Below are 24,269 nucleotides of genomic sequence, written 5' to 3'. Positions count from 1 at the left end.
AGAAGAACGACATGACTGATTCGAACACCGCACAGCTCTCCGCCGCCGGCGTCAGCATCTGGCTCGACGACCTCTCGCGCGAGCGCATCAACTCTGGCGGGCTGCAGAAGCTCATCGCCGAGCGCAACGTCGTGGGCGTCACGACCAACCCGACGATCTTCGCCTCGGCCCTCGCCAAGGGCGAGGCGTACGACGACCAGGTCGCCCTCCTCGCCAAGACCGGCGTCAGCGTGACCGATGCCGTCTTCGAGATCACGACGGACGACGTCACCCGCGCGAGCGACATCTTCCGCGAGATCTACGACACGACGAACGGCTTCGACGGCCGCGTGTCGATCGAGGTCGAGCCGGGCCTGGCCCACGACGCGAAGGGCACCGTCGACCAGGCGATCAAGCTGGCCGCCAAGGTCGGGCGCCCCAACGCGCTCATCAAGATCCCGGCGACCGTCGAGGGCCTCGAGGCCATCACCGCCGTCATCGCGCAGGGCATCAGCGTCAACGTCACGCTGATCTTCAGCCTCGAGCGCTACCGCGCCGTCATCAACGCGTACCTCACCGGTCTCGAGCAGGCCAAGGCCGCCGGCATCGACATCAGCGAGATCCACTCGGTGGCGTCCTTCTTCGTGTCGCGCGTCGACACCGAGATCGACAAGCGCCTCGACGCCGTCGGCACCGACGAGGCCACGGCCCTCAAGGGCAAGGCGGGCGTCGCGAACGCTCAGCTGGCCTACGAGGTGTACACCCAGGCCTTCGCGACCGAGCGTGCCGCGGGCCTGCTCGCCGCCGGCGCCAACAAGCAGCGTCCGCTCTGGGCGTCGACCGGCGTCAAGGACCCGGCCGTCCTCGACACCACCTACGTCGTCGAGCTCGTCGCGCAGGACGTCGTCAACACCATGCCGGAGAAGACGCTCGAGGCGACCTTCGACCACGGCGAGATCCGTGGCGACACCATCTCGTCGTCGTACGCCTCGGCGAACGAGGTCATGGACGCGATCGCGGCCCAGGGCGTCTCGTACGACGAGGTCACCGAGCTGCTCGAGAAGGAGGGCGTCGAGAAGTTCATCGTCTCCTGGAACGAGCTGCTCGACACCGTCAGCGCTGCCCTCGAGGCAGCCGTCCCGACGGCCGGCTCCGCCGAGTGACCATCTCGATCGCTGTCCGCGGCGACGCCGCGGCCGCGGTCGAGCGGGTCGTCCCGCAGCTGGTCGGCGACCTCGTCGCCTCGGGCATCACGGCTCAGGTCCCCACCCTGTGGGGGCCCGAGGCCGAGCCCGAGGCGGCGCGGCGCCTCGGCTGGACCGAGGCCGTCGCCGTCTCGACGCCGCTCCTGGCCGAGATCGAGTCGCTCCGTGAGGAGCTCCGCGCCCGTGGTCTCGACCACGTCGTGCTCTCGGGCATGGGCGGCTCGTCGCTCGCCCCCGAGGTCATCTCTCGCACCGCGGGCGTCGAGCTCACGGTCGTCGACGCCACCCAGCCGGGTCAGGTCCGACGCGCTCTGCATGACCGTCTCGACCGCACGGTCCTCGTCGTCTCGTCGAAGTCCGGTTCCACGGTCGAGACCGACGCCCACCTCCGCACCTGGACGGCTGCGTTCGACGCTGCCGGTCTGGACTCCTCGGGGCGCATCGTGGTCGTGACCGACCCCGGGTCGCCCCTGGAGGCCCGTGCTCGCGAAGCCGGGCACCGCGTCTTCTTGGCGGACCCCACGGTGGGCGGTCGCTTCTCCGCGCTCACGGCCTTCGGCCTCGTCCCGGCCGGTCTCGCCGGCGCCGACGTCCGTTCGCTGCTCGCCGAGGCCGGTGCGGTCTCGGTCGAGCTGGCGCAGGACGACGAGACCAACCCGGGCCTCGTGCTCGGCGCGGTGCTCGCCGGCACCTCGCCCCTCCGCGACAAGATCGCGCTGGTCGCCGACGGGACGCACATCGTCGGGCTCGCCGACTGGGCCGAGCAGCTCCTCGCCGAGTCCACGGGCAAGCGTGGTCGTGGCCTGCTCCCCGTCGTCGTCGGCCCTGGTGGTCGCGAGGTCCGGGGTGATCTCGCCGACGTCCAGATCATCCGCCTCGTGGCGGACGAGCTGGAGACCTTCGACGTGGCCGAGGGCGAGGTCGAGGTCTCCGCGTCGCTGGGCGGCCACTTCCTGCTCTGGCAGTACGCCGTCGCCGTCGCGGGTCGTCTCCTGGGCATCGACCCCTTCGACCAGCCCGACGTCGAGTCGGCGAAGGAGGCCACCCGAGAGCTGCTCACCGCGCGGCCCGAGGCCGTGCCCCCCGCGTTCGTCACGGGCGGCGTGGCCGTGCGTGCGTCGTCCGGGCTCGTCGTCGGGGGCTCGCTCGAGTCCGCCGTCGCCGCCCTGCTCGCGAGGCTGCCGGCAGACGGCTACGTCGCGATCCAGGCCTACGTCGACCGCCACGCGCACGCTGACCTGCTCGCGCTGCGCGAGTGGACCGCCGAGCGCGCCGAGCGGCCGACGACCTTCGGCTGGGGGCCCCGCTTCCTCCACTCGACGGGCCAGTACCACAAGGGCGGTCCGGCGACGGGGGCCTTCCTCCAGATCGTCCAGGGCACCGACGAGGACCTCGCCGTGCCCGGCGCGCCCTTCACCTTCGGCGAGCTCCTCCACGCTCAGGCGGCGGGGGACGCGGAGGTGCTGGCCGCCCACGGACGGCCGGTGCTCACCCTCACGGTCGACGACCCGTCGGCCCTGCTCCCCGCACTGCGGGGCGCTCTCCGCTGAGGGTGGGCGGGCGCCGCGGCGCCCGCCCACCCTCAGCGGCACGCACACCACGATCACCAAGGAACGAGAGACAGATGTCACCGGTGGAGATCACGCCGGAGTCCAACCCGCTGAGGTTGCCCTCCGACCGCCGTCTGGCTCGCATCGCGGGCCCCAGCGGACTCATCATCTTCGGGGTCACGGGAGACCTCTCCCGCAAGAAGCTGATGCCCGCCGTCTACGACCTCGCCAACCGGGGCCTCCTGCCCCCGGGCTTCGCGCTGGTCGGCTTCGCCCGTCGCGAATGGGAGGGCCAGGACTTCGAGCAGGTCGTCTACGAGGCCGTGAAGCAGTACGCGCGCACGCCCTTCGACGAGGACGTCTGGCGTCAGCTCAAGGAGGGGTTCCGCTTCGTCCAGGGCGTCTTCGACGACGCCGAGGCCTTCACGCGGCTCAAGGACACCATCGAGGAGCTCGACCGTGAGCGGGGCACGATGGGCAACCACGCGTTCTACCTGTCGATCCCGCCCAAGGCCTTCCCGATGGTCACGGAGCAGCTGCGCAACTCCGGCCTGGCGGAGGAGAAGGACGGTGCCTGGCGCCGTGTCGTCATCGAGAAGCCCTTCGGCAGCGACCTCAAGACCGCACGCGAGCTGAACGCCGTCGTCGAGAGCGTCTTCGAGCCCGACTCGGTCTTCCGGATCGACCACTACCTGGGCAAGGAGACGGTGCAGAACCTCCTGACCCTGCGCTTCGCCAACCAGATGTACGAGCCCCTCTGGAACTCGAACTACGTCGACCACGTGCAGATCACCATGGCCGAGGACATCGGCGTCGGCGGTCGGGCCGGCTACTACGACGGCATCGGCGCCGCGCGCGACGTCATCCAGAACCACCTGCTGCAGCTCCTCGCGCTCACCGCGATGGAGGAGCCCGTCACGTTCGAGGCCTCGCACCTCCGTGCCGAGAAGGAGAAGGTCCTCTCGGCCGTCCGCATCCCGGAGGACATCGCCGCGGGCACGGCCCGGGGCCAGTACTCGGGAGGGTGGCAGGGCGGTGAGAAGGTCCTGGGGTTCCTCGACGAGGAGGGCATGAACCCCGAAAGCGTCACCGAGACCTTCGCGGCGGTCAAGCTCGAGATCGCGACCCGGCGGTGGGCGGGCGTGCCCTTCTACCTCCGAGCCGGGAAGCGCCTCGGCCGTCGCGTCACCGAGATCGCCGTCGTCTTCAAGCAGGTCCCCGAGAACATCTTCGGCACGCAGACCTCGCTCGGCCAGAACGCCCTCGTCATCCGCGTCCAGCCCGACGAGGGAGTGACCCTCCGCTTCGGCTCGAAGGTGCCCGGCATCGGCACCCAGGTGCGCGACGTCACCATGGACTTCGGCTACGGCCACGCGTTCACCGAGGCGAGCCCCGAAGCGTACGAGCGCCTCATCCTCGACGTGCTGCTCGGCGATCCCCCGCTCTTCCCCCGTCACGAGGAGGTCGAGCTGTCCTGGCGCATCCTGGACCCGATCGAGGAGTTCTGGGCGACCCAGGGCCAGCCCGAGCAGTACCGCCCCGGCACCTGGGGCCCCCAGTCCGCCGATGACCTGATGGCCCGTGACGGCCGAACCTGGAGGCGTCCGTGATCGTCGACCTGCCCGACAGCACCATCAGCCGCGTCCAGAAGAAGCTGGTCAAGATCCGCGAGGAGGGCGGGGCCGTCGCTCTCGGCCGTGTGCTGACCCTCATCATCTCGACCCACCTCGGCGAGGAGGAAGAGGCCATCGAGGCGGCCAACGAGGCCTCCCGCGAGCACCCGATGCGCGTCATCGTCATCTCCACGTCCCGCGAGGAGACCACCGACGACGCGCGCCTCGACGCGCAGATCCGCGTGGGCGGCGACGCCGGCGCCAGCGAGGTCATCCTCCTGCGCGCCTACGGCGACACCGCGAGCGACGAGGAGGGCCTCGTGACGGGCCTCCTCCTGCCCGACGCGCCCGTCGTGGTGTGGTGGCCCCGTGAGCACCCCGACGTCGTGTCGGAGTCGGCGCTGGGGCGCATCGCGCAGCGGCGCATCACCGACGCGGCCAGCCAGCCCGACCCCCGGCAGTCGATCATCGACCTCGGCGGCTCCTACGCCCCCGGCGACACGGACTTCGCCTGGACGCGGCTCACGCTGTGGCGCGCCCAGCTCGCCGCCGTGCTGGACCAGCCGCCCTACGAGCCCGTCACCGGGGTCCAGGTGAGCGGCGCTCCCGACTCCCCCTCGACCGTCTTGCTCGCCGCGTGGCTGCGCCTGCAGCTGCAGGTGACCGTCGAGGGCGACGAGACGATCGGCGCCACCGGCTCGAGCGGCATCCACGGCGTGCGCCTCGTCCGCGCCTCCGGCGTCATCGAGCTGGAGCGCTCGGTCGTCGACGTGGCGACCCTGACGCAGCCCGGGCAGCCGACGCACGACCTCTCACTGCCACGCCGGTCGCTCCGTGACTGCCTCGCCGAGGAACTCCGTAGACTCGACGCCGACGACCTCTTCGGGAACGTCGTGAGGAACGGGGTCCGTCTGCTGGACGTCCCCGTCGAGAGCAACTAGGGCAGACTGACACTGTGACGAACGAACGCCGGGTGCTGGTGCACCCTGACAAGGAATCGCTGGGCGCCTCGGTGGCCGCGCGCTTCATCACCAAGATCATCGACGTGATCGAGGAGCAGAACTACGCTTCGGTCGTGGTCAGCGGAGGCTCGGTGAGCACCCTCGTGCTCGCCGCCATCAACGCCTCGCCGGCCCGCGACAGCGTCGACTGGTCGAAGGTGTCGATCTGGTGGGCCGACGAGCGCTGGGTCGAGGCGGGGCATCCCGACCGCAACGACCACCAGGCCGGCATCGACCTGCTCGACCACATCGGGCTGCTGCCCGAGAACGTGCACCGGTTCGCCGCCGTGGGCGACGCCGCCGACGTGGAGGCCGCGGCGGAGCTGTACCGCCGGGAGCTGCACGAGCACGCCCAGGCGGACGACCTCGCTCCGCGCTTCGACATCACCCTCCTCGGGGTCGGCCCGGACGGCCACGTCGCGTCGCTCTTCCCCGACGCCCCGCAGGTGCGGATGACGGAGCCCACGGTCCTGGTCGTCGAGGACTCCCCCAAGCCCCCGCCCGTGCGGCTCACGCTGAGCCTGCCGGTCATCAACGAGTCCCAGCGCGTCTGGATGATCCTCGCCGGGGCCGAGAAGGCCTCGTCGCTGGGGCTCGCACTCGCCGGTGCCGGCGCCGACCAGGTGCCCGTGGCCGGGGTCAAGGGCCGGAAGCGCACGGTCTTCTTCGTCGACCGCGACGCCGCCGCCGAGGTGCCCGAGAACCTCATCGCCTCGACGTACTGACACGGAGCACGACCGACGCCCCGTCCCTCCTCTCGGAGGGCGGGGCGTCGTCGTGTCCGCTCCTCGTCGGGGCGTGCCGCCCGCCGCCGGAGAGCAGAGGCGCGGAGCACGACGAAGCCCCCTGTCCGAATGGACAGGGGGCGCGGTCGTGGTGTCGCTGGTGCGTCAGGCCTTGCCGCGGCGGACGCGCAGCTGCTGCAGCGCCTCCTCGAGGAGCTGGGCGGCTTCCTCCTCCGTGCGACGCTCCTTCACGTAGGCGAGGTGCGTCTTGTAGGGCTCGAGCTTGGCGACGGTCGGCGGGTTCTCCTTGTCGCGACCGGCGGGGAGCCCCGAGGACGGGGAGTCGACGGTCTCCGGGATCTCGTCGTCGGGCACGTTGGCCGCGAAATGACGGACGACCTCGTTGCCGAGGGCGTCCCAGTAGGAGATGGTGACCCGCTCGGCGTGGAAGCCGCGGTCCTGTTCGCCCATGGGGCCCGCGCCGACGCGGGAGCCACGGATCGCGCTGCCACCGGAGGCCATCAGCTCACCGCCGAGAACTTGGTGATGAGGCCGAGGACGACGATGCAGGTGATCCACACCAGACCGAGGAACACGGTGATCCTGTTCAGGTTGCGCTCGGCGACGCCGGACGCCCCGAGGTTGCTCGTGACACCGCCGCCGAACATGTCGGAGAGACCGCCGCCGCGACCGCGGTGCAGCAGGATGAGCAGGGTCAGCAGGAGGCTCGTGATGCCGAGCAACACCTGCAGGATGACCTGGAGAATTTCCACGGAACGCCTTTCGATGCGGTGAGACCGTAGACGAGTATAACCGGAGCGTCGGGTCCGGCGGCCCGCCCGCGCGGGCGAGCTGCCGGACCCGACGTTCCGTCAGACGCCGACGTGCGAGCGGAAGCGGACGATGCTCGTGAACTCCGCGACGTCGAGGCTCGCTCCGCCGACCAGGGCGCCGTCGACGTCGGGCTCCCGCAGGAACGACGCGATGTTGTTCGACTTCACGGAGCCGCCGTAGAGGACGCGAGTCGTGGCCGCCCGCTCGGGGCCTGCGATCTCGACGAGCGCCTCGCGCAGCGCGGCGCAGACCTGCTGCGCCTGCTCGGGCGTCGCCGCCTGCCCGGAGCCGATGGCCCAGACGGGCTCGTAGGCCACGACGATCTCGGCGTCGGCGGGGACCTCCGTCAGGGAGGCGCGGAGCTGGGCCACCGGGACGGCGCTCGGACCGTGCTCCTCCAGGTCGGCCGCGGTCTCGCCGACGCAGATCATGGGCACGAGGCCGTGGCGGTGGGCCGCGGCGACCTTGCTCGCGACGACGTCGTCGCCCTCGGAGTGGAGGGTGCGGCGCTCCGAGTGCCCCACGAGCACGTACTGCACGTCGAGGGCCCGGAGGAACGCCCCGGAGATCTCGCCCGTGTAGGCGCCGGAGTCGTGGCTCGAGAGGTCCTGGGCGCCGAGGCCCAGCTCGAGCTTGTCGGCGTCGAGCAGCGTCTGCACGCTCCGGAGGTCGGTCGCGGGCGGGAAGACGACCGCCTCGACCGACGAGAAGTCGTGCTTGGCGTCCTTGAGGCTCCAGGCGAGCTTCTGGACGAACGCGATCGCCTGCAGGTGATCGAGGTTCATCTTCCAGTTGCCGGCGATCAGGGGCGTGCGCGTGGTCACCATCCGAGGACCTCCAGTCCGGGGAGCTTCTTGCCCTCGAGGAACTCGAGGCTGGCTCCACCACCGGTGGAGATGTGTCCGAACTGGTCGTCCGTGAAGCCGAGGGAGCGCACCGCGGACGCGGAGTCGCCTCCGCCGACGACGGCCAGCCCGTCCACCTCCGTCAGCGCCTGCGCGACGACGCGGGTGCCCGTCGCGAAGGCGTCGAACTCGAACACGCCCATGGGGCCGTTCCAGAAGACCGTCGACGACGAGGAGATGATCTCCGCGAAGGCCGCCGCGGTGTCGGGCCCGATGTCGAGCCCGAGGGCCTCCGGGCCGAGCTCGGACGACTCGATGCCGTCCACGGCGACCGTGGTGTGCTCGGCGTCGGCGGCGAAGGCCGAGGCGACGACGACGTCGGTGGGCAGCACGAGGCGGACCCCGCGCTCCTGCGCCTCGGTGACGTAGCCGCGGACGCGGTCGAGCTGGTCGGCCTCCAGGAGGCTCTTGCCGACGGCGTGCCCCTGGGCGGCCAGGAAGGTGAAGAGCATGCCGCCACCGATGAGGAGCGAGTCGACGCGGGGCAGGAGGTGCTCGATCACGCCGAGCTTGTCGCTGACCTTCGACCCGCCGAGGACGACGGCGTAGGGGCGCTCGGGCCTCTCCGTCAGGCGCTCCAGGACCTCGAGCTCGGCGGAGATGAGCGTGCCCGCGGCGCTCGGCAGCAGCTGCGGGAGCTCGTAGACGCTGGCCTGTTCGCGGTGCACGACGCCGAAGCCGTCGGAGACGAAGACGTCGCCGAGCTGCGCGAGCTGCTCCGCGAACGCGCGGCGCTCCCCCGCGTCCTTCGACGTCTCGGCGGCGCTGAAGCGGAGGTTCTCGAGGACGGTCACCTGACCGTCCTGCAGCTGGTCGACCGCGGCGGTGGCGTCGTCGCCGACCGTCTGGGCGACGAAGCCTACGCTCTTGCCGAGCAGCTCGCTGAGCCGCTGGGCCACGGGACGGAGGCTGTACTTCTCGACCGGCTGACCGTCGGGTCGGCCCAGGTGGGAGATGACGACGACTCGCGCTCCCTGGTCGAGGAGCTGGTTCAGGGTCTGCAGCGTGGCGCGGACGCGGCCGTCGTCGGTGATCTCGCCGTCCGCGAGGGGGACGTTGAGGTCGCACCGGACGATGACGCGCCTCCCGCCCAGGTCACCGAGCTGATCGAGGGTACGGAGGGTCATTCTCGTTCTCTTCTCTGCGACGGAAGCGGTCAGGCTCGTGCCTGACCGCCTCCGGGGGTTCGTGCTGAGGGTGTTCGCTGACCGGCTAGAGGCGGTCGGCCACGTACTCGGTGAGGTCGACGAGGCGGTTCGAGTAGCCCCATTCGTTGTCGTACCACGACGTGATCTTGACCATGTTGCCGATGACCTTGGTCAGGCCCGAGTCGTAGATCGACGAGTGCGGGTCGGTCGTGATGTCGCTCGAGACGAGCGGGTCCTCAGAGTAGGCCAGGATGCCCTTGAGCTCGCCCTCGGCGGCGGCCTTGTAGGCCGCGTTGATCTGCTCGACCGTGACGGGGGTCGAGGTCTCGAGCGTGACGTCGGTGATCGAGCCGGTCGGCACCGGGACGCGCAGCGCGTAGCCGTCGAGCTTGCCGGCGAGCTCCGGGATGACGAGGCCGATGGCCTTGGCCGCACCCGTCGAGGTCGGGACGATGTTGACGGCCGCGGCGCGGGCACGACGCGGGTCCTTGTGGGGGCCGTCCTGGAGGTTCTGGTCGGCGGTGTACGCGTGCACCGTCGTCATCAGGCCGCGCTCGACGCCGAAGGCGTCGAGGAACACCTTCATCAGCGGCGCCAGGCTGTTCGTGGTGCACGAGGCGTTCGAGATGATGTGGTGCGAGGCGGGGTCGTAGATGCCCTCGTTGACGCCCAGAACGATTGTCGCGTCGTCGCCCGTGGCGGGCGCGGAGATCAGGACCTTCTTCGCGCCGGCGGTGATGTGCTTGCGCGCGTCCTCCGCCTTGGTGAAGAAGCCGGTCGACTCGATGACGATGTCGACGCCCAGCTCGCCCCAGGGGAGGTTCGCGGGGTCGCGCTCGGCGAGGACCTTGATCGGCTTGCCGTCGACGACGATCGAGTCGCCGTCGAGCTCGACCGTGGCGTCGAGGCGGCCCGTGATGGAGTCGAACTTGAGGAGGTGCGCGAGGGCCGCGTTGTCGGTGAGGTCGTTGACGGCGACGATCTCGATGTCGGCGCCCTTGGCGAGCGCTGCGCGGAAGTAGTTGCGGCCGATGCGACCGAAGCCGTTGATGCCGATCTTGACGGTCAAGGGAACTCCTGTTGATCAGGCGTCGCGGGGACGCGTGGAGGGGGCGGGCGACCAGGCCCTCGGAGGGCTCTCAGACCAGTGCGGTCGGGGAGCCGGACCGTTTGTCACAGTACCAGCCGGGCGTGCGTGTGCGTCGTGATGAGACGCGCCCCCGTCGTGCCCCTAGCGGAGGTCGAGGTCGGAGGGCAGGCTGGCCTCCGTGCCGGCGACCCCGAGGTCGGAGGCCTTCTTGTCGGCCATGGCCAGGAGGCGACGGATGCGGCCGGCCACGGCGTCCTTCGTCATCGGCGGGTCGGCGTGGTGGCCGAGCTCGTCGAGGCTGGCGTCGCGGTGGGCGAGGCGCAGGCGGCCCGCGTAGGCGAGGTGCTCGGGGATGTCGTCGCCGAGGAGCTGCATGGCTCGCTCGACGCGGGCGCAGGCGGCGACGGCGGCCTCGGCGGAGCGCCGCAGGTTGGCGTCGTCGAAGTTGACCAGGCGGTTGGCCGTGGCACGCACCTCGCGGCGCTGGCGCATCTCCTCCCACTCCCCCACGCTCTTGTGGGCGCCCATGACGGCGAGCATGGCGCTGATCGCCTCGCCGTCACGGACGAGGACCCGGTGCACGCCCCGGACCTCGCGGGCCTTCGCGGGGACGCCGAGACGACCTGCCGCGCCGACGAGGGCCATCGCGGCCTCGTTGCCGGGGCAGACCACCTCGAGCGAGGCGGAGCGCCCGGGGTCGGTCAACGACCCCTGCGCGAGGAAGGCTCCGCGCCAGATCGCGGCCAGGTCGTCACGCGACCCCGTCGTCAGCCGGTTCGGCAGCCCGCGGACGGGACGACGACGCTGGTCCATCAGGCCGGTCTGCCGGGCGAGCGTCTCGCCCGCCTCGTGGACGCGGACGAGGTAGTGGGCCGTGCGCCGGGCACCGGAGGCCCCGATCATCGAGACGTCGCTGCGGGCGCCGTAGAGCTCGGCGAGGTCCTTGCGGACCCGACGAGCGATGGCGGGGCTGTCCAGCTCGGCCTCGACCGCGATGCGACCGGAGATGACGTGCAGCCCGCCGGCGAAGCGGAGGATCGTCGCCACCTCGGCGGCGCGCACGGTCGTGCGGGTCACCTCGACCTTGGCGAGCTCTTCTTTGACGTCGGCGGTCTGTGCCACAGGTGCGGGTCCTTGTCTCTGTCGATGGTCGACGAGGCCACGGGGGCGTGCCTCCGGGGCTCGGTCGTCGAGGGGTGTCGGGCTGGTGGCGAGGCCGTCAGGTCGGACGGACGGCCGGTGCCCGTCGGTGCGGACGCCGGCTCACTCACGACCGAGGTCGCGGTGCTTCACGCTGACGGCGACGCCGGGGAGGTCACGCAGGATCGCGGCCAGTTCGCCCACGAGGGTGACCGATCGGTGCTTGCCGCCCGTGCAGCCAATGGCGATCGTAGCGTGTCTCTTGTTCTCGCGCTGGTAGCCGGCGAGCACCGGGCGGAGGGCAGCCGCGAAGGAGTCGACGAACTCGCGGGCGCCGTCCTGCGCCATGACGTAGCTCGTGACCGGCTCGTCGAGGCCGTTCTGCGACCGGAGTTCGGGCACCCAGAACGGGTTGGGGAGGAACCGCGCGTCGCCCACGCTGTCGGCGTCCGCGGGCAGGCCGTACTTGAAGCCGAAGCTGAGCACGGTCACCTGCACGCCGGGCCGCTCTGACTCGGCGAAGCGCTCGGTCACGGCCGTCGCGAGCTGGTGGATGTTGAGCTCGGACGTGTCGATGATCACGTCGCTCGTCTCCCGCAGCTCCTCCATCCGGGCCCGCTCGGCGAGGATGCCGTCCAGCAGCGTGCCGTCGCCCTGGAGCGGGTGCGGCCGACGGACCTGCTCGAACCGTCGCACGAGCACGGCGTCGGTCGCGTCGAGGAAGAGGACCCGCACCTTGCTGGGCATGCTCTCGCGGAGCGTGCGCACCGCCTCCTGGGCCTCGGAGAAGAGGCGCCCGCCCCGGACGTCCACGACGGCGGCGATCTTCGGGAGGGAGTCCCCCGCACGCTCGGCGAGGTCGAGCAGCGGACGCAGCATCTGGGCGGGCAGGTTGTCGACGACGTACCAGCCCAGGTCCTCCAGGGCGTTGCCGACCGTGGAGCGGCCGGCCCCGGACATGCCGGAGACGATGAGGACCTCTTGCTGTTCTGACGCGTCGCTCATGGGGAGGTGACCTTCGATCGTGTCGGCACGGGGTGGGTGTGATCCTAGACGGCCGAGGTGGCCTGGTCCGGCTCGGGGCGTGCCTCGTCGGCCTCGGCGACCTCGGCGTCGCTCGTCGACCCGAGCCGCGCGACGACGGCCGCCGCGAGGGTCGGACCGATCCCCCGGATGGACGAGATCTCGTCCACGTCGGCCTGCTTGAGCCGCTTGACGGAGCCGAAGTGCTTGAGCAGCCCCGCCACGCGGGCGGGCCCGAGGCCGGGGATCTCCGCGAGCTGCGTCGCCACGTCGCGCTTCCGGCGCTGGCGCTGGAACGTGATGGCGAACCGGTGCGCCTCGTCTCGGATGCGCTGGATGAGGAACAGGGCGTCGGAGTTGCGGGGCAGGATGACGGGGAAGTCGTCGTCGGGCAGCCAGATCTCCTCGAGCCGCTTCGCGATGCCGCAGAGGGCGATGTCGGTCACGCCGGCGTCGTCCAGGGCACGGCGAGCGGCGGCCACCTGCGGCTGGCCACCGTCGACGATGAGGAGGTTCGGACGGTAGGCGAAGCGCTTGCGCTGCTCGCCGACCTCCTCCACCGGGGCGAGCTCGTCGTCGAGGCGGGCCAGCCGACGGCCGAGCGTCTGGTAGATCGACTCGGTGTCGTCGGTGGACTGCGGGATGCTGAAGCGGCGGTACTGGTCCTTCCGCGGGAGGCCGTCCTCGAAGACCACCATCGATGCGACGATGTTGGTGCCCGAGAGGTGCGAGACGTCGTAGCACTCCATCCGCAGCGGCGCCTCGGTCATGCCCAGCGCCTCCTGGATGTCCGCCAGGGCGGTCGACCTCGTGGCGAAGTCGGCGCTCCGTCGCGTCTTGTACAGCATCAGCGACTGTTGCGCGTTGAGCATGGCCGTCTGCATGAGCGCGGCCTTCTCCCCCCGCTGGGCCGACCGCACCTGCACGCGCCCTCGGCCACGGACGTCGCCCAGCACGGCCTCGAGGGCCTCGACGTCGTCGGGCACGGCGCTGACGACGATCTCGCGGGGCACCTCGGCCCCGGCCGGGTAGCTGCCCTGGAGGACCTGCTCGACGAGGTCGCCGGAGGAGATGTCGATCTCCTTGTCGACGACCCAGCCCCGCGAGCCCCGGATGCGGCCGCCGCGGACGGTGAAGAGCTGCACGGCGGCGGCGAGCTCGTCCTCCGCCAGGGCGTACAGGTCGAGGTCGGCGGAGTCGCGGAGCACGACGGCGGACTTGTCGAGCACGGCCTCGAGGGCCTGCACCTGGTCGCGGTACCGGGCGGCGTCCTCGTAGCGCTGCTCGAGGGCCGCGGTCTTCATCGCCTTCTGCTTCTCGGCGATGACGCGCTTGTCGTAGCTGCCCATGAACTTCACGAACTCGTCGACGATGACCCGGTGCTCCTCGATCGAGACCCGGTGCGAGCACGGCCCGCCGCAGCGCCCGATCTGGCCCGGGAAGCAGGGCTTGCCCGTCTGCATCGCCTTCTTGTAGCTGCTGTCTGAGCAGGTGCGGATCGGGAAGACCTTGATCATCTGGTCGATGGTGTCGTGGACGGCCCAGATCTTGGGGTACGGGCCGAAGTACTTCGCGCCCCTGATCTTGGGGTTGCGCGTCACCATGACCCGCGGCGCCTCGTCGCCCAGGGTCACCGCCATGAACGGGTACGTCTTGTCGTCGCGGAACTTGACGTTGAACGGCGGGTCGAACTCCTTGATCCACGTGTACTCGAGCTGCAGCGCCTCGATGTCGCTGCCGACGACCGTCCACTCCACCGACCTCGCGGTGAGCACCATGCGCCGGGTGCGCTCGTGCAGGGTGGGCAGCGGCGCGAAGTAGTTGCTGAGACGAGCGCGGAGGTTCTTCGCCTTGCCCACGTAGAGGACGCGGCCGCGCTCGTCCCGCCAGCGGTAGACCCCGGGGTCGGTCGGGATCTCGCCCGCCGGGGGGCGCCAGGAGACGGTGTCGCTCATCGGGCCTCGACGGCCTCCCGGCGACGTGCGGTCGCTCCCTGGCGCCGCTTCGCGGCGGCGGGGCCGGGCGCGGCGTGGCCCTGCTCGAGGATCTCGGCGAGGAACACCCCCGTGTGGCTCTCCGGCACCGTCGCGAGGTGCTCCGGCGTGCCGGTGGCCAGCACGGAGCCGCCGCCCGCCCCGCCCTCGGGGCCCATGTCGATGAGCCAGTCGGCGGACTTGATCACGTCGAGGTTGTGCTCGATCGTGATGACGGTGTTGCCCTTCTCGACCAGGCCGTTGAGCACGAGGAGCAGCTTGCGGACGTCCTCGAAGTGGAGGCCGGTCGTCGGCTCGTCGAGCACGTAGACGCTGCGGCCGTTGGAGCGCTTCTGCAGCTCGGTGGCGAGCTTCACGCGCTGCGCCTCGCCGCCGCTGAGGGTCGTCGCGCTCTGGCCGAGGCGGACGTAGCCGAGGCCGACGTCGACGAGGGTCTTCATGTAGCGGGAGATCGCCGAGATGGGCTCGAAGAAGACCGCCGCCTCGCTGATCGGCATGTCGAGCACCTCGGAGATGTTCTTGCCCTTGTAGTGGACGGCGAGCGTGTCGCGGTTGTAGCGGGCACCGCCGCAGACCTCGCACGCCACGTACACGTCGGGCAGGAAGTTCATCTCGATCTTGATCGTGCCGTCTCCGGCGCAGTTCTCGCAGCGGCCGCCCTTGACGTTGAAGCTGAAGCGGCCCGGCAGGTAGCCCCGCGTCTTGGCCTCGACCGTCTCGGCGAACAGGTTGCGGATGCGGTCGAAGACGCCCGTGTAGGTGGCCGGGTTCGACCGGGGGGTGCGACCGATGGGCGCCTGGTCGACGTGCACGACCTTGTCGAGGGCCTCGAGGCCCGTGACCCGGAGGTGCTTGCCGGGGATCTGGCGGGCGCCGTTGAGCTTGTTGGCCATGACCTTGTAGAGGATGTCGTTGACGAGCGTCGACTTGCCCGAGCCGCTGACGCCCGTGACCGCGACGAACGCGCCGAGCGGGAACTCGACGGTCACGTTCTTGAGGTTGTTCGCCTTCGCGCCCACGACCGTGATGACCCGGTCGGGGTCGACGGGGCGACGGCTCGTCGGCGTCTCGATCGAGCGGCGGCCGGAGAGGTAGTCGCCCGTGTAGGACTCGCGGTTCTCGAGGAGGTCCTCGTAGCTCCCGGAGTGGACCACGTGGCCGCCGTTGACGCCGGCGCCCGGCCCGATGTCGACCACCCAGTCGGCGGTCTTGATGGTGTCTTCGTCGTGCTCGACGACGATCAGCGTGTTGCCGAGGTCCTTCAGCTTGACGAGCGTGTCGATGAGCCGCCGGTTGTCGCGCTGGTGGAGGCCGATGCTGGGCTCGTCGAGGACGTAGAGCACGCCGGTGAGGCCCGAGCCGATCTGCGTCGCGAGCCGGATGCGCTGCGCCTCGCCGCCCGAGAGCGAGCCGGCCGAGCGGGCGAGGGAGAGGTACGTGAGGCCGACCTCGAGGAGGAACTCGAGCCGCACGCGGATCTCACGGAGCACCTGGGCCGCGATCCGCGCCTCGCGCGGAGTCAGGGTCAGGCCGTTCATGAAGGCGAAGGCGTCGGCGAGGCTGAGGTCGGCGACGTCGGCGATGCTCTGGTCGGCCACGGTGACCGCGAGCACCTCGGGCTTGAGGCGCTTGCCGCCGCAGACGGTGCACGGGATCTCGCGGAGGTACTCGGAGTAGCGCTGGCGCTGGCTGTCCGTCTCCGCCTCGGCGTACTTGCGCTCGATGTAGGGCATGACGCCCTCGAAGCCCGTCGAGTACTTCATCTCACGGCCGAAGCGGTTCTTCCACTTCACCGTGACCTCGAAGTCGTTGCCCTGGAGCACGGCTTCGCGGATGCGCTCCGGCAGGTCCTTCCAGGGCGTGCGCAGGCTGAAGTCGAGGTCGATCGCCAGGCCCTCGAGGAGCTTCTGGAAGTAGTTGTAGAGGCCCTTGCCCGAGTTGGTCCAGGGCAGGATGACGCCCTCGGCCAGGCTCAGCTCGGGGTCGCCGAGCACGAGGTCGGTGTCGACCGACATGCGGGTGCCGATGCCGGAGCACTCCGGGCAGGCCCCGAACGGAGCGTTGAACGAGAAGGTGCGCGGCTCCACTTCGGTGAGCTGCACAGGGTGGCCGTTCGGGCAGGAGAGCTTCTCGGAGAAGGTGCGGTACTTGCCCGCCGCGCCCGCGTCGGTGTCGACGAAGTCGACGGTGACGAGGCCGTCGGTGAGGCGCAGCGCCGTCTCGAGCGAGTCGGTGAGGCGTGTCAGGCCCTCCGGCGAGGCCACGAGCCGGTCGACCACGACGGAGATGTCGTGCTTGACCTGCTTCTTGAGGGCGGGGGGCGCGGAGAGCTGCACCTGCTCGCCGTCGACGATCGCGCGAGAGTAACCCGCGGCCGCGAGCTCGGCGAAGAGGTCGACGAACTCGCCCTTCTTCTTCGACACGACGGGGCTCAGGACCTGGAAGCGCGTGCCCGTCTCGAGCGTCATCAGCTGGTCGGCGATCTGCTGGACGGTCTGCCGGCTGATCTTCTCGCCGCAGACCGCGCAGTGCGCGATGCCGATGCGGGCCCAGAGCAGGCGCATGTAGTCGTAGATCTCGGTGATCGTGCCGACCGTCGACCTCGGGTTGCGGTTCGTCGACTTCTGGTCGATGGAGACCGCGGGGCTTAGGCCTTCGATGAAGTCGACGTCGGGGCGGTCGACCTGGCCGAGGAACTGGCGGGCGTACGCCGACAGGGACTCGACGTAGCGGCGCTGGCCCTCGGCGAAGATCGTGTCGAACGCGAGCGACGACTTGCCCGAGCCCGAGAGGCCGGTGAAGACCACGAGGCTGTCTCTCGGGATCTCGAGGTCGACGTTGTCGAGGTTGTGGACTCGGGCGCCGCGCACGCTGAGCACGGAGGAACCATCTACGGGAGAGATTGACACTCTTACCATTCTACGGAGACCACCGACACTGCCGGTCGGTCTGCTCCGTGGGAGGACGTGCCCTGCGTCACAGGGCGGGGTGGGTCTTGGTGAGGCCGGCGGAGACGGCCCAGAGCCGCTCGGCCGCCCGGGGGTCGCGGGCGTGCCGCTTCGCGGGGACCCTGGCCGGCGCTCCGGTCAGCTGGAACCAGCCGGCCGGACCCCAGTATTCCCCTCCGACGACGCCGGGGGCCGTGGCGGCGTGGACGAGCGGCTCGGCCCCCACCTCCTTGCCCTGCGAGAAGGTGTGCATCATGGAGGTGAGGACGGCCGGCGGCCGGCGGGGCTCGACGACGGGCGGGCGGGGATCGCTCAGGCTCTCCCAGGCGAAGCCCGGGTGCGCCACGACGCTCGTGACGGTCGACCCCGCGGCGCGGAGCCGACGGTCGAGCTCGAAGCCGAACGACATCACGGCCAGCTTCGACCGCGCGTAGGCCACGGAGCTCGAGTAGCTCGACACCATCATCGGGTCGTCGAGGTCGAGTCGCACCCACCGGTGGCTGATGCTGCCGAGGTGGACGACGCGGCCGGCCCGTGCGGCGCCGAGCGCGGGCATGAGGTGCGAGACGAGGGCGAAGTGGCCGAGGTGGTTCGTGCCGAACTGCAGCTCGAAGCCGTCGGCGGTGGTCTGACGGCGTCGCTGGCCCACGACCCCCGCGTTGGCGAGCAGGACGTCGACGGGGCCGCTCGCGGCGAGGGCGTCCGCCCCCGAGCGCACGGAGGAGAGGTCGGCGAGGTCGAGGTCGACCGTCTCGACGTCCGCCCCCGCGACGCGCTCCCGGACGGCGTCCGCCGCGCGGACGGCGCGTTCCGGGTCTCGGGCGGCGAGGACGACCCGGTGCCCCTGGGCGGCCAGGCGCTCGGCCGCGAAGTAGCCCAGCCCCGCGGTCGCGCCCGTGACGACGACTCGGAGGCGATCAGCGGACATGGCCCGCCGCCTCCATCTGTCGCAGGTCCTTCTTGAGGTCGGCGACCTCGTCGCGGAGCCGCCCGGCGAGCTCGAACTTCAGCTCGGCCGCGGCCTGGAGCATCTGCTCGTTGAGGTCGGCGATGATCGACTCGATGCCGTTGGCCGCCGCTGCGCCCTTGCCCTCGCGCCTCAGGTTCGGGGTGGGAGACCGCTTCTTGCCGTCACGCCCGGCGAGGAGGGCCGCCGTGTCGGCGCCCTCCCGAGCCAGCGCCGCCGTGATGTCCGCGATCTTCTTGCGGAGCGGCTGCGGGTCGATGCCGTGCTCGGTGTTGTACGCGATCTGCTTGTCGCGACGCCGATCGGTCTCTTCGAGGGCCTGCTTCATGGAGGCGGTCATGACGTCGGCGTACATGTGCACCTGGCCGGAGACGTTGCGGGCTGCTCGGCCGATGGTCTGGATCAGCGAGGTCGACGACCGGAGGAACCCCTCCTTGTCGGCGTCGAGGATCGCGACCAGGGAGACCTCGGGCAGGTCGAGCCCCTCACGGAGCAGGTTGATGCCGACGAGGACGTCGTAGACGCCCTGACGGAGCTCGGTGAGGAGCTCGACGCGACGAAGGGTGTCGACGTCGGAGTGGAGGTACCGGACACGGACCCCGGCCTCGGTGAGGAAGTCGGTGAGCTCCTCCGCCATCTTCTTCGTCAACGTGGTGACGAGGACGCGCTCGTCGCGCTCCGTCCGGGTGCGGATCTCGTCGAGGAGGTCGTCGATCTGGCCCTCGGACGGCTTGACGACGATCTCGGGGTCGATGAGGCCGGTCGGGCGGATGATCTGCTCGACGACGCTGTCGGTGATGCCGAGCTCGTACTTGCCGGGCGTCGCGGAGAGGTAGACCTTCTGGCCGACCCGGTCGAGGAACTCCTCGAACTTGAGGGGTCGGTTGTCGAGAGCGCTGGGCAGGCGGAAGCCGTGGTCGACCAACGTGCGCTTGCGCGAGGCGTCGCCCTCGTACATGGCACCGATCTGCGGCACGGTGACGTGCGACTCGTCGATGACGACCAAGAGGTCGTCCGGGAAATAGTCGAGGAGGCAGTGGGGCGCCTCCCCCGGACCGCGACCGTCGATGTGCGCGGAGTAGTTCTCGATGCCGTTGCAGAAGCCGATCTGCTCCATCATCTCGAGATCGAACGTCGTTCGCATCCGCAGGCGCTGGGACTCGAGCAGCTTGCCCTGCTGGTCGAGCTCGGCGAGCCGGCCCGCCAGCTCCTCCTTGATGGTGCCGATGGCCCGGTGCATGACGTCGGTGCCCGCGACGTAGTGCGAGCCGGGGAACACCGAGACGGCGTCGAGGGTCTTGACGACGTCGCCGGTGAGCGGGTGGAGGGCGTACAGCGCCTCGATCTCGTCGCCGAACATCTCGATGCGGATGGCGAGCTCCTCGTACATCGGGATGATCTCGATGGTGTCGCCGCGCACGCGGAAGTTGCCCCGGGAGAAGTCGATGTCGTTGCGCTGGTACTGCATCGAGACGAAGCGGCGGATGAGCGTCTCGCGGTCGATGCGCTGGCCCACCTGGAGCGCGATCATGGCCTCGAGGTAGCCCTCCGGCGTGCCGAGGCCGTAGATGCACGACACCGTGCTGACGACGATGACGTCGCGTCGGCTGAGCAGGGAGTTCGTCGTCGAGTGGCGGAGCCGCTCGACCTCGGCGTTGATCGAGCTGTCTTTCTCGATGAAGGTGTCGGTCTGCGGGACGTAGGCCTCGGGCTGGTAGTAGTCGTAGTACGAGACGAAGTACTCGACCGCGTTGTGCGGGAACATCTCGCGGAACTCGTTGGCCAGCTGGGCCGCGAGGGTCTTGTTGTGGGCGAGCACGAGCGTCGGCCGCTGCACCTGCTCGACCAGCCACGCGGTGGTGGCGGACTTGCCCGTGCCGGTCGCGCCGAGCAGGACGACGTCGGTCTCACCGGCGTTGATGCGACCCGCCAGCTCGGCGATGGCCGCGGGCTGGTCGCCGCTCGGTTCGTACTCGCTGACGACCTCGAACGGGCGGACACTTCGGGTCGGTTCCATGCCTCCGAGTCTACGAGGCGCCACCGACAGACGGCCCGGGGGCGGCCCCGGCCTTCGCCGCTGACAGCGAACGGAGCCGGTCGAGGACGGCGTCGGCCTGCTGCAGGGTCTGCTCCAGGGAGCCCGAGGAGTCGACGACCATGTCGGCGACCGCGAGCCTCTCGTCGTCGCCTGCCTGTGCCGCGACCCGGCGCCGCGCCTCCTGCTCGGGCATCCCGCGCAGCTGCACGAGCCGGGCGATGCGCTCCTCCGCCGGGGCGTGGACCACGACGACGACGTCGAACTCGCCCGCTCCCCGGGTCTCGACGAGCAGGGGGACGTCGTAGACCACGACCCTGGCGGGGTCCCCGGCCAGGGCCTCGGCCATGCGCCGGCGGGAGAGCGCCCGGACGGCGGGGTGGGTGATCGCCTCGAGGTCGCGGCGGGCCCCCGGGTCGGAGAACACCAGGGCACCGAGGGCCGGACGGTCCAGACTGCCGTCCGCGGCCAGGACGCCGCTGCCGAACCTCTCCGCGATCGCGGCGAGGCCGGGGGTGCCGGGCTCCACCACCTCGCGGGCGAGGAGGTCGGCGTCGACCACGGCCGCGCCCCGCTCCGCGAGACGACGGGACACGACGCTCTTGCCGGCGGCGATGCCCCCGGTCAGCCCACAGACGAACATCCGACGAGGCTACCCGGTGAGGCACCGCCGAGCCCCGGAACGCCGCGAGGCGGCCCCCTCTCGGGGACCGCCTCGTGGTCAGGTCTGCTGCACCGTGAGGTGCGGCGTCACTAGTTGTTGTTCGACAGCTTCTCGCGAAGAGCGGCGAGCGACTCGTCGTCGGCGAGCGTGCCGGCGCCGGCCGACTCGCTCGAGAACGTCGAACCGGACGGCACGTCGAAGGTGGTCTCCTCGGCTAGGGACGCCGCAACCTGCTTCTTGTGGGCCTCCCAGCGAGCCTGGGCGGCAGCGTAGTCCTGCTCCCACTTCTCGCGCTGGGTCTCGAAGCCCTCGCGCCACTCGTTGGTCTCCGGGTCGAAGCCCTCGGGGTACTTGTAGTTGCCCTGCTCGTCGTACTCGGTGAGCATGCCGTAGAGCGCCGGGTCGAACTCGGTGCCCTCGGGGTCGACGCCCTCGTTGGCCTGCTTGAGGCTCAGCGAGATGCGACGGCGGTCGAGGTCGATGTCGATGACCTTGACGAACACCTCGTCGCCGACGGCGACGACCTGCTCGGCCAGCTCGACGTGCTTCGCCGACAGCTCGGAGATGTGCACGAGGCCCTCGATGCCGTCGGCCACGCGGACGAACGCACCGAACGGCACGAGCTTCGTGACCTTGCCGGGCGCGACCTGGCCGATGGCGTGCGTGCGGGCGAAGACCTGCCACGGGTCCTCCTGCGTCGCCTTGAGCGAGAGCGACACGCGCTCACGGTCGAGGTCGACCTCGAGGATCTCGACGGTGACTTCCTGACCGACCTCGACGACCTCGCTGGCGTGCTCGATGTGCTTCCAGCTGAGCTCGGAGACGTGCACGAGGCCGTCCACGCCGCCCAGGTCGACGAAGGCGCCGAAGTTGACGATCGAGGAGACGACGCCCTTGCGGACCTGGCCCTTGTGGAGGTTGTTGAGGAAGGTCGTGCGGCTCTCGGACTGCGTCTGCTCGAGGAGGGCACGGCGCGACAGGACCACGTTGTTGCGGTTCTTGTCGAGCTCGAGGATCTTCGCCTCGATCTCCTGGCCCAGGTAGGGCGTGAGGTCGCGGACGCGGCGCAGCTCGATGAGCGACGCGGGGAGGAAGCCCCGGAGTCCGATGTCGACGATGAGGCCGCCCTTGACGACCTCGATGACCGTTCCGGTGACGACGCCGTCGGCGTCCTTGATCTTCTCGACGTCGCCCCAGGCACGCTCGTACTGAGCGCGCTTCTTGGACAGGATCAGACGGCCTTCCTTGTCCTCCTTCTGGAGGACGAGGGCCTCGACGGTGTCGCCGACCTCGACGACCTCCGTGGGGTCAACGTCGTGCTTGATCGAGAGTTCGCGCGAGGGGATGACGCCCTCGGTCTTGTAGCCGACGTCGAGGAGGACCTCGTCGCGGTCGATCTTCACGACGGTGCCCTCGATGAGGTCGCCGTCGTTGAAGAACTTCAGAGTCTTCTCGACCGCGGCCAGGAAGTCATCAGCGGATCCGATGTCGTTGATGGCGACCTGCTTGGGTGCCTTGGTCGTTACGGTTGTCATGTAGTTAGTGCTCCAGTGAAAGCATGGATCGGGCCGCGGTCGTCCCGAGGAGTGTCTCGTCGGGGGGAGTCGGCCACGGCGGGCGGACAGATCGGCGCAGGAAGCGCCTCCACATCATAGCTCCGTGCCCGGGCACGCGGCAACGACCGAGGCCCCGCGCGCCGCGCCTCCCCCGGGTGGCCGACACCTGTCAGCGCAGGAGGGCGCGTCGGAGCGTGTCGAGGCCCACTCCCCCGAGCTGGAGCGCCTCGCGGTGGAAGGCGACGACGTCGAGGGAGCCCCCGGCGCGGCGCGTCCGCTCGGCCCGCAGCTCCTCCCAGATGCGCTGCCCGACCTTGTACGAGGGCGCCTGCCCGGGCCAGCCGAGGTACCTGTCGACCTCGAACCTCACGAACGACTCGTCGAGCGAGACGTTCTCGGTGAGGAAGCGCAGGGCGTGGGCGTGGTCCCACCGCTGCGTCGTGCCCGGGACGGTCTTGCCCAGGTGCACGCCGATGTCGATGACGACGCGCGCCGCCCGCATCCGCTGCCCGTCGAGCATGCCGAGGCGGTCGCCCGGGTCGGCGAGATGGCCGAGCTCGTCCATCAGCCGCTCCGCGTAGAGGGCCCAGCCCTCGGCGTGGCCGGAGGTGCCGGCGAGCTGACGGCGCCAGGTGTTGAGCGTGCCCCGGGCCCAGACGGCCTGCCCGATCTGGAGGTGGTGGCCCGGGACGCCCTCGTGGAAGACCGTGGTGGTCTCACGCCAGGTGCTGAACCGCGTGACGCCCTCGGGCACCGACCACCACATGCGGCCCGGTCGGGAGAAGTCGTCGCTCGGACCCGTGTAGTAGATGCCGCCGTCCTTCGTCGGCGCGATGCGGCACTCCAGCCGGCGCAGGGGCTCCGGGACGTCGAAGTGGGCGCCCGCCAGCTCCGCCACCGCACGGTCGCTGAGGCCCTGCATCCACTGCTGGAGCGCGTCGGTGCCCTCGAGCTGCCGCGAGGGGTCCTCGTCGAGGACGGCGATGGCCCGGGCCACCGAGGCACCCGGCTCGATCTGCCCGGCCACCGCCTCCTGCTCGGCGGCCGTCCGCGCGAGCTCGTCGAGCCCCCACTCGTAGGTCTCGTCGAGGTCGATCGTCGCGCCGAGGAAGCGCCGCGAGTGCAGGGCGTAGGCGTCCCGGCCCACGGCGTCGTCGACGCCCGCGGCGGGCAGCAGCTCGTCGAGCAGGAACGACCGCAGGCCGAGGTAGGCCGCCCCCGCCGAGCGCGCGCCCTCCTGCAGGTCTCGGACGAGCCCGTCGGAGGCGCCGCTCCCGTCGGCGAGGACCGGTCGCGCGGTCAGCTCGGAGAAGAAGCCGCCCGGATCGCCGATCCGCGCGCACTGCTCCGCCACGGCCTCGACCTGGCGACGGGCCGGGACGACGCCCTCCCGCACTCCGAGCCGGAGCGTCTCGACGTACTGGGCCACGGCACGGTCGACCCCGGCGAGCCTCGAGGCCACGTCGGACCACTCCTCGGCGCTGTCGGTCGGCATGAGGTCGAGGACCTCACGGATGCCCTGGGCGGGGGACGCGATCACGTTCAGGTCACGGAGCTCGAGCCGCTGCTCGGCCTGCTCGAGGTCGAGCTCCAGCTCGCTCCGGAGGTCATCGCGCGTCACGAGGTCGACGTCGTCGACCGCCGGTGCCGCCTCGAGGTCGCGGAGGGCCGCGCGGACCGCCTCCACGCGGCGCTCGTGGCCCCGGGGCGAGTAGTCGCCGTACTCGCCCGTCCGGCCCTCACGGCCGATCCAGGTCGCCACGGTCGGGTCGAGGTCGACCAGCGTGTCGACCCAGCCCTCGGCGACGGCGTCGACCTGCGTGGGCTCGCGGCGGGCGGGGGGCGTGGGCTCGACGGTCATGCGCCGAGCCTAGCCAGGCCGGGGACGACGG

Annotated in this window: 19 protein-coding genes; 5 read left to right on the top strand and 14 right to left on the bottom strand. The window is 70.7% G+C overall.

Annotated features, from left to right (window positions below):
• The first annotated feature begins 11 nt into the window (after nt 1-11).
• The 5 genes from tal (at nt 12) to pgl (ending at nt 6,073) form a co-directional block, all read left to right on the top strand.
• The gene (gene tal, locus FHR77_RS05960; protein ID WP_167259197.1) at nt 12-1,142 is read left to right on the top strand and encodes a transaldolase; all 1,131 of its coding nucleotides are present in this window, start codon (nt 12-14) and stop codon (nt 1,140-1,142) included.
• Nucleotides 1,139-2,734, top strand: a complete 1,596-nt coding sequence (locus FHR77_RS05955) for a glucose-6-phosphate isomerase (protein ID WP_167259196.1) — start codon at nt 1,139-1,141, stop codon at nt 2,732-2,734. Before tal ends, FHR77_RS05955 begins: the two co-directional genes overlap by 4 nt.
• A 74-nt stretch (nt 2,735-2,808) precedes the next feature.
• The gene (gene zwf / locus FHR77_RS05950; protein WP_167259195.1) at nt 2,809-4,344 is read left to right on the top strand and encodes a glucose-6-phosphate dehydrogenase; all 1,536 of its coding nucleotides are present in this window, start codon (nt 2,809-2,811) and stop codon (nt 4,342-4,344) included.
• On the top strand, nt 4,341-5,288 hold the full coding sequence (locus FHR77_RS05945) for a glucose-6-phosphate dehydrogenase assembly protein OpcA (protein WP_167259194.1): 948 nt from the start codon (nt 4,341-4,343) through the stop codon (nt 5,286-5,288). The genes zwf and FHR77_RS05945 overlap by 4 nt, the downstream gene beginning before the upstream one ends.
• A gap of 14 nt (nt 5,289-5,302) precedes the next feature.
• Nucleotides 5,303-6,073: a 6-phosphogluconolactonase gene (gene pgl, locus FHR77_RS05940; RefSeq protein ID WP_056054829.1), complete on the top strand. Its 771-nt coding sequence runs from the start codon at nt 5,303-5,305 to the stop codon at nt 6,071-6,073.
• 165 nt (nt 6,074-6,238) lie between these two features.
• On the opposite strand, the gene FHR77_RS05935 is transcribed toward pgl, so the two are convergent.
• The 14 genes from FHR77_RS05935 to FHR77_RS05870 form a co-directional block, all read right to left on the bottom strand.
• Nucleotides 6,239-6,595, bottom strand: coding sequence for an RNA polymerase-binding protein RbpA (locus tag FHR77_RS05935; RefSeq protein ID WP_167259193.1), 357 nt, complete (start codon nt 6,593-6,595; stop codon nt 6,239-6,241).
• Nucleotides 6,595-6,846: a preprotein translocase subunit SecG gene (gene secG, locus FHR77_RS05930; protein ID WP_056054823.1), complete on the bottom strand. Its 252-nt coding sequence runs from the start codon at nt 6,844-6,846 to the stop codon at nt 6,595-6,597. The genes FHR77_RS05935 and secG overlap by 1 nt, the downstream gene beginning before the upstream one ends.
• A 99-nt stretch (nt 6,847-6,945) precedes the next feature.
• On the bottom strand, nt 6,946-7,734 hold the full coding sequence (gene tpiA / locus FHR77_RS05925; protein ID WP_167259192.1) for a triose-phosphate isomerase: 789 nt from the start codon (nt 7,732-7,734) through the stop codon (nt 6,946-6,948).
• Complete coding sequence (locus tag FHR77_RS05920) at nt 7,728-8,939, bottom strand: phosphoglycerate kinase (RefSeq protein WP_167259191.1); 1,212 nt, start codon at nt 8,937-8,939, stop codon at nt 7,728-7,730. Before FHR77_RS05920 ends, tpiA begins: the two co-directional genes overlap by 7 nt.
• A gap of 85 nt (nt 8,940-9,024) precedes the next feature.
• Nucleotides 9,025-10,029 carry a type I glyceraldehyde-3-phosphate dehydrogenase gene (gene gap, locus FHR77_RS05915; RefSeq protein WP_167259190.1) on the bottom strand — a complete coding sequence of 335 codons (1,005 nt, stop codon included), beginning with the start codon at nt 10,027-10,029 and terminating at the stop codon, nt 9,025-9,027.
• A gap of 162 nt (nt 10,030-10,191) precedes the next feature.
• The gene (gene whiA / locus FHR77_RS05910) at nt 10,192-11,172 is read right to left on the bottom strand and encodes a DNA-binding protein WhiA (RefSeq protein WP_056054813.1); all 981 of its coding nucleotides are present in this window, start codon (nt 11,170-11,172) and stop codon (nt 10,192-10,194) included.
• A gap of 141 nt (nt 11,173-11,313) precedes the next feature.
• A complete protein-coding gene (gene rapZ, locus FHR77_RS05905; protein ID WP_056054810.1) occupies nt 11,314-12,195 on the bottom strand; it encodes an RNase adapter RapZ in 882 nt (293 codons plus the stop codon).
• A 44-nt stretch (nt 12,196-12,239) separates the two neighbouring features.
• Nucleotides 12,240-14,168, bottom strand: a complete 1,929-nt coding sequence (gene uvrC, locus FHR77_RS05900; RefSeq protein ID WP_167259189.1) for an excinuclease ABC subunit UvrC — start codon at nt 14,166-14,168, stop codon at nt 12,240-12,242.
• On the bottom strand, nt 14,165-17,125 hold the full coding sequence (gene uvrA / locus FHR77_RS05895) for an excinuclease ABC subunit UvrA (protein ID WP_167259188.1): 2,961 nt from the start codon (nt 17,123-17,125) through the stop codon (nt 14,165-14,167). Before uvrA ends, uvrC begins: the two co-directional genes overlap by 4 nt.
• A gap of 58 nt (nt 17,126-17,183) precedes the next feature.
• On the bottom strand, nt 17,184-18,083 hold the full coding sequence (locus tag FHR77_RS05890) for an SDR family NAD(P)-dependent oxidoreductase (RefSeq protein ID WP_167259187.1): 900 nt from the start codon (nt 18,081-18,083) through the stop codon (nt 17,184-17,186).
• Entirely contained in the window at nt 18,073-20,139 is a 2,067-nt protein-coding gene (uvrB, locus tag FHR77_RS05885) for an excinuclease ABC subunit UvrB (protein ID WP_167259186.1), read from the bottom strand. The genes FHR77_RS05890 and uvrB overlap by 11 nt, the downstream gene beginning before the upstream one ends.
• 10 nt (nt 20,140-20,149) lie before the next feature.
• The gene (gene coaE, locus FHR77_RS05880; RefSeq protein WP_167259185.1) at nt 20,150-20,800 is read right to left on the bottom strand and encodes a dephospho-CoA kinase; all 651 of its coding nucleotides are present in this window, start codon (nt 20,798-20,800) and stop codon (nt 20,150-20,152) included.
• Nucleotides 20,801-20,910: 110 nt separating this feature from the next.
• A complete protein-coding gene (rpsA, locus tag FHR77_RS05875) occupies nt 20,911-22,356 on the bottom strand; it encodes a 30S ribosomal protein S1 (protein WP_056054793.1) in 1,446 nt (481 codons plus the stop codon).
• Between the two features lie 190 nt (nt 22,357-22,546).
• Nucleotides 22,547-24,238, bottom strand: a complete 1,692-nt coding sequence (locus FHR77_RS05870; RefSeq protein ID WP_167259184.1) for a DUF885 domain-containing protein — start codon at nt 24,236-24,238, stop codon at nt 22,547-22,549.
• Nucleotides 24,239-24,269 lie beyond the last annotated feature (31 nt).

The organism is Frigoribacterium endophyticum (assembly GCF_011759585.1).
Taxonomy (GTDB): domain Bacteria; phylum Actinomycetota; class Actinomycetes; order Actinomycetales; family Microbacteriaceae; genus Frigoribacterium; species Frigoribacterium endophyticum.
The sequence above is the reverse complement of the archived record's forward strand: the minus strand, read 5'-3'. Positions and strand labels throughout refer to the sequence as shown.

Coding starts and splice junctions, on each gene's coding strand:
- tal (WP_167259197.1), top strand. CDS start 12: ATGACTGATTCGAACACCGCACAGCTCTCCGCCGCCGGCGTCAGCATC.
- zwf (WP_167259195.1), top strand. CDS start 2,809: ATGTCACCGGTGGAGATCACGCCGGAGTCCAACCCGCTGAGGTTGCCC.
- FHR77_RS05935 (WP_167259193.1), bottom strand. CDS start 6,595: ATGGCCTCCGGTGGCAGCGCGATCCGTGGCTCCCGCGTCGGCGCGGGC.
- tpiA (WP_167259192.1), bottom strand. CDS start 7,734: ATGGTGACCACGCGCACGCCCCTGATCGCCGGCAACTGGAAGATGAAC.
- FHR77_RS05920 (WP_167259191.1), bottom strand. CDS start 8,939: ATGACCCTCCGTACCCTCGATCAGCTCGGTGACCTGGGCGGGAGGCGC.
- rapZ (WP_056054810.1), bottom strand. CDS start 12,195: ATGAGCGACGCGTCAGAACAGCAAGAGGTCCTCATCGTCTCCGGCATG.
- uvrC (WP_167259189.1), bottom strand. CDS start 14,168: ATGAGCGACACCGTCTCCTGGCGCCCCCCGGCGGGCGAGATCCCGACC.
- uvrA (WP_167259188.1), bottom strand. CDS start 17,125: ATGGTAAGAGTGTCAATCTCTCCCGTAGATGGTTCCTCCGTGCTCAGC.
- FHR77_RS05890 (WP_167259187.1), bottom strand. CDS start 18,083: ATGTCCGCTGATCGCCTCCGAGTCGTCGTCACGGGCGCGACCGCGGGG.
- uvrB (WP_167259186.1), bottom strand. CDS start 20,139: ATGGAACCGACCCGAAGTGTCCGCCCGTTCGAGGTCGTCAGCGAGTAC.
- coaE (WP_167259185.1), bottom strand. CDS start 20,800: ATGTTCGTCTGTGGGCTGACCGGGGGCATCGCCGCCGGCAAGAGCGTC.
- rpsA (WP_056054793.1), bottom strand. CDS start 22,356: ATGACAACCGTAACGACCAAGGCACCCAAGCAGGTCGCCATCAACGAC.
- FHR77_RS05870 (WP_167259184.1), bottom strand. CDS start 24,238: ATGACCGTCGAGCCCACGCCCCCCGCCCGCCGCGAGCCCACGCAGGTC.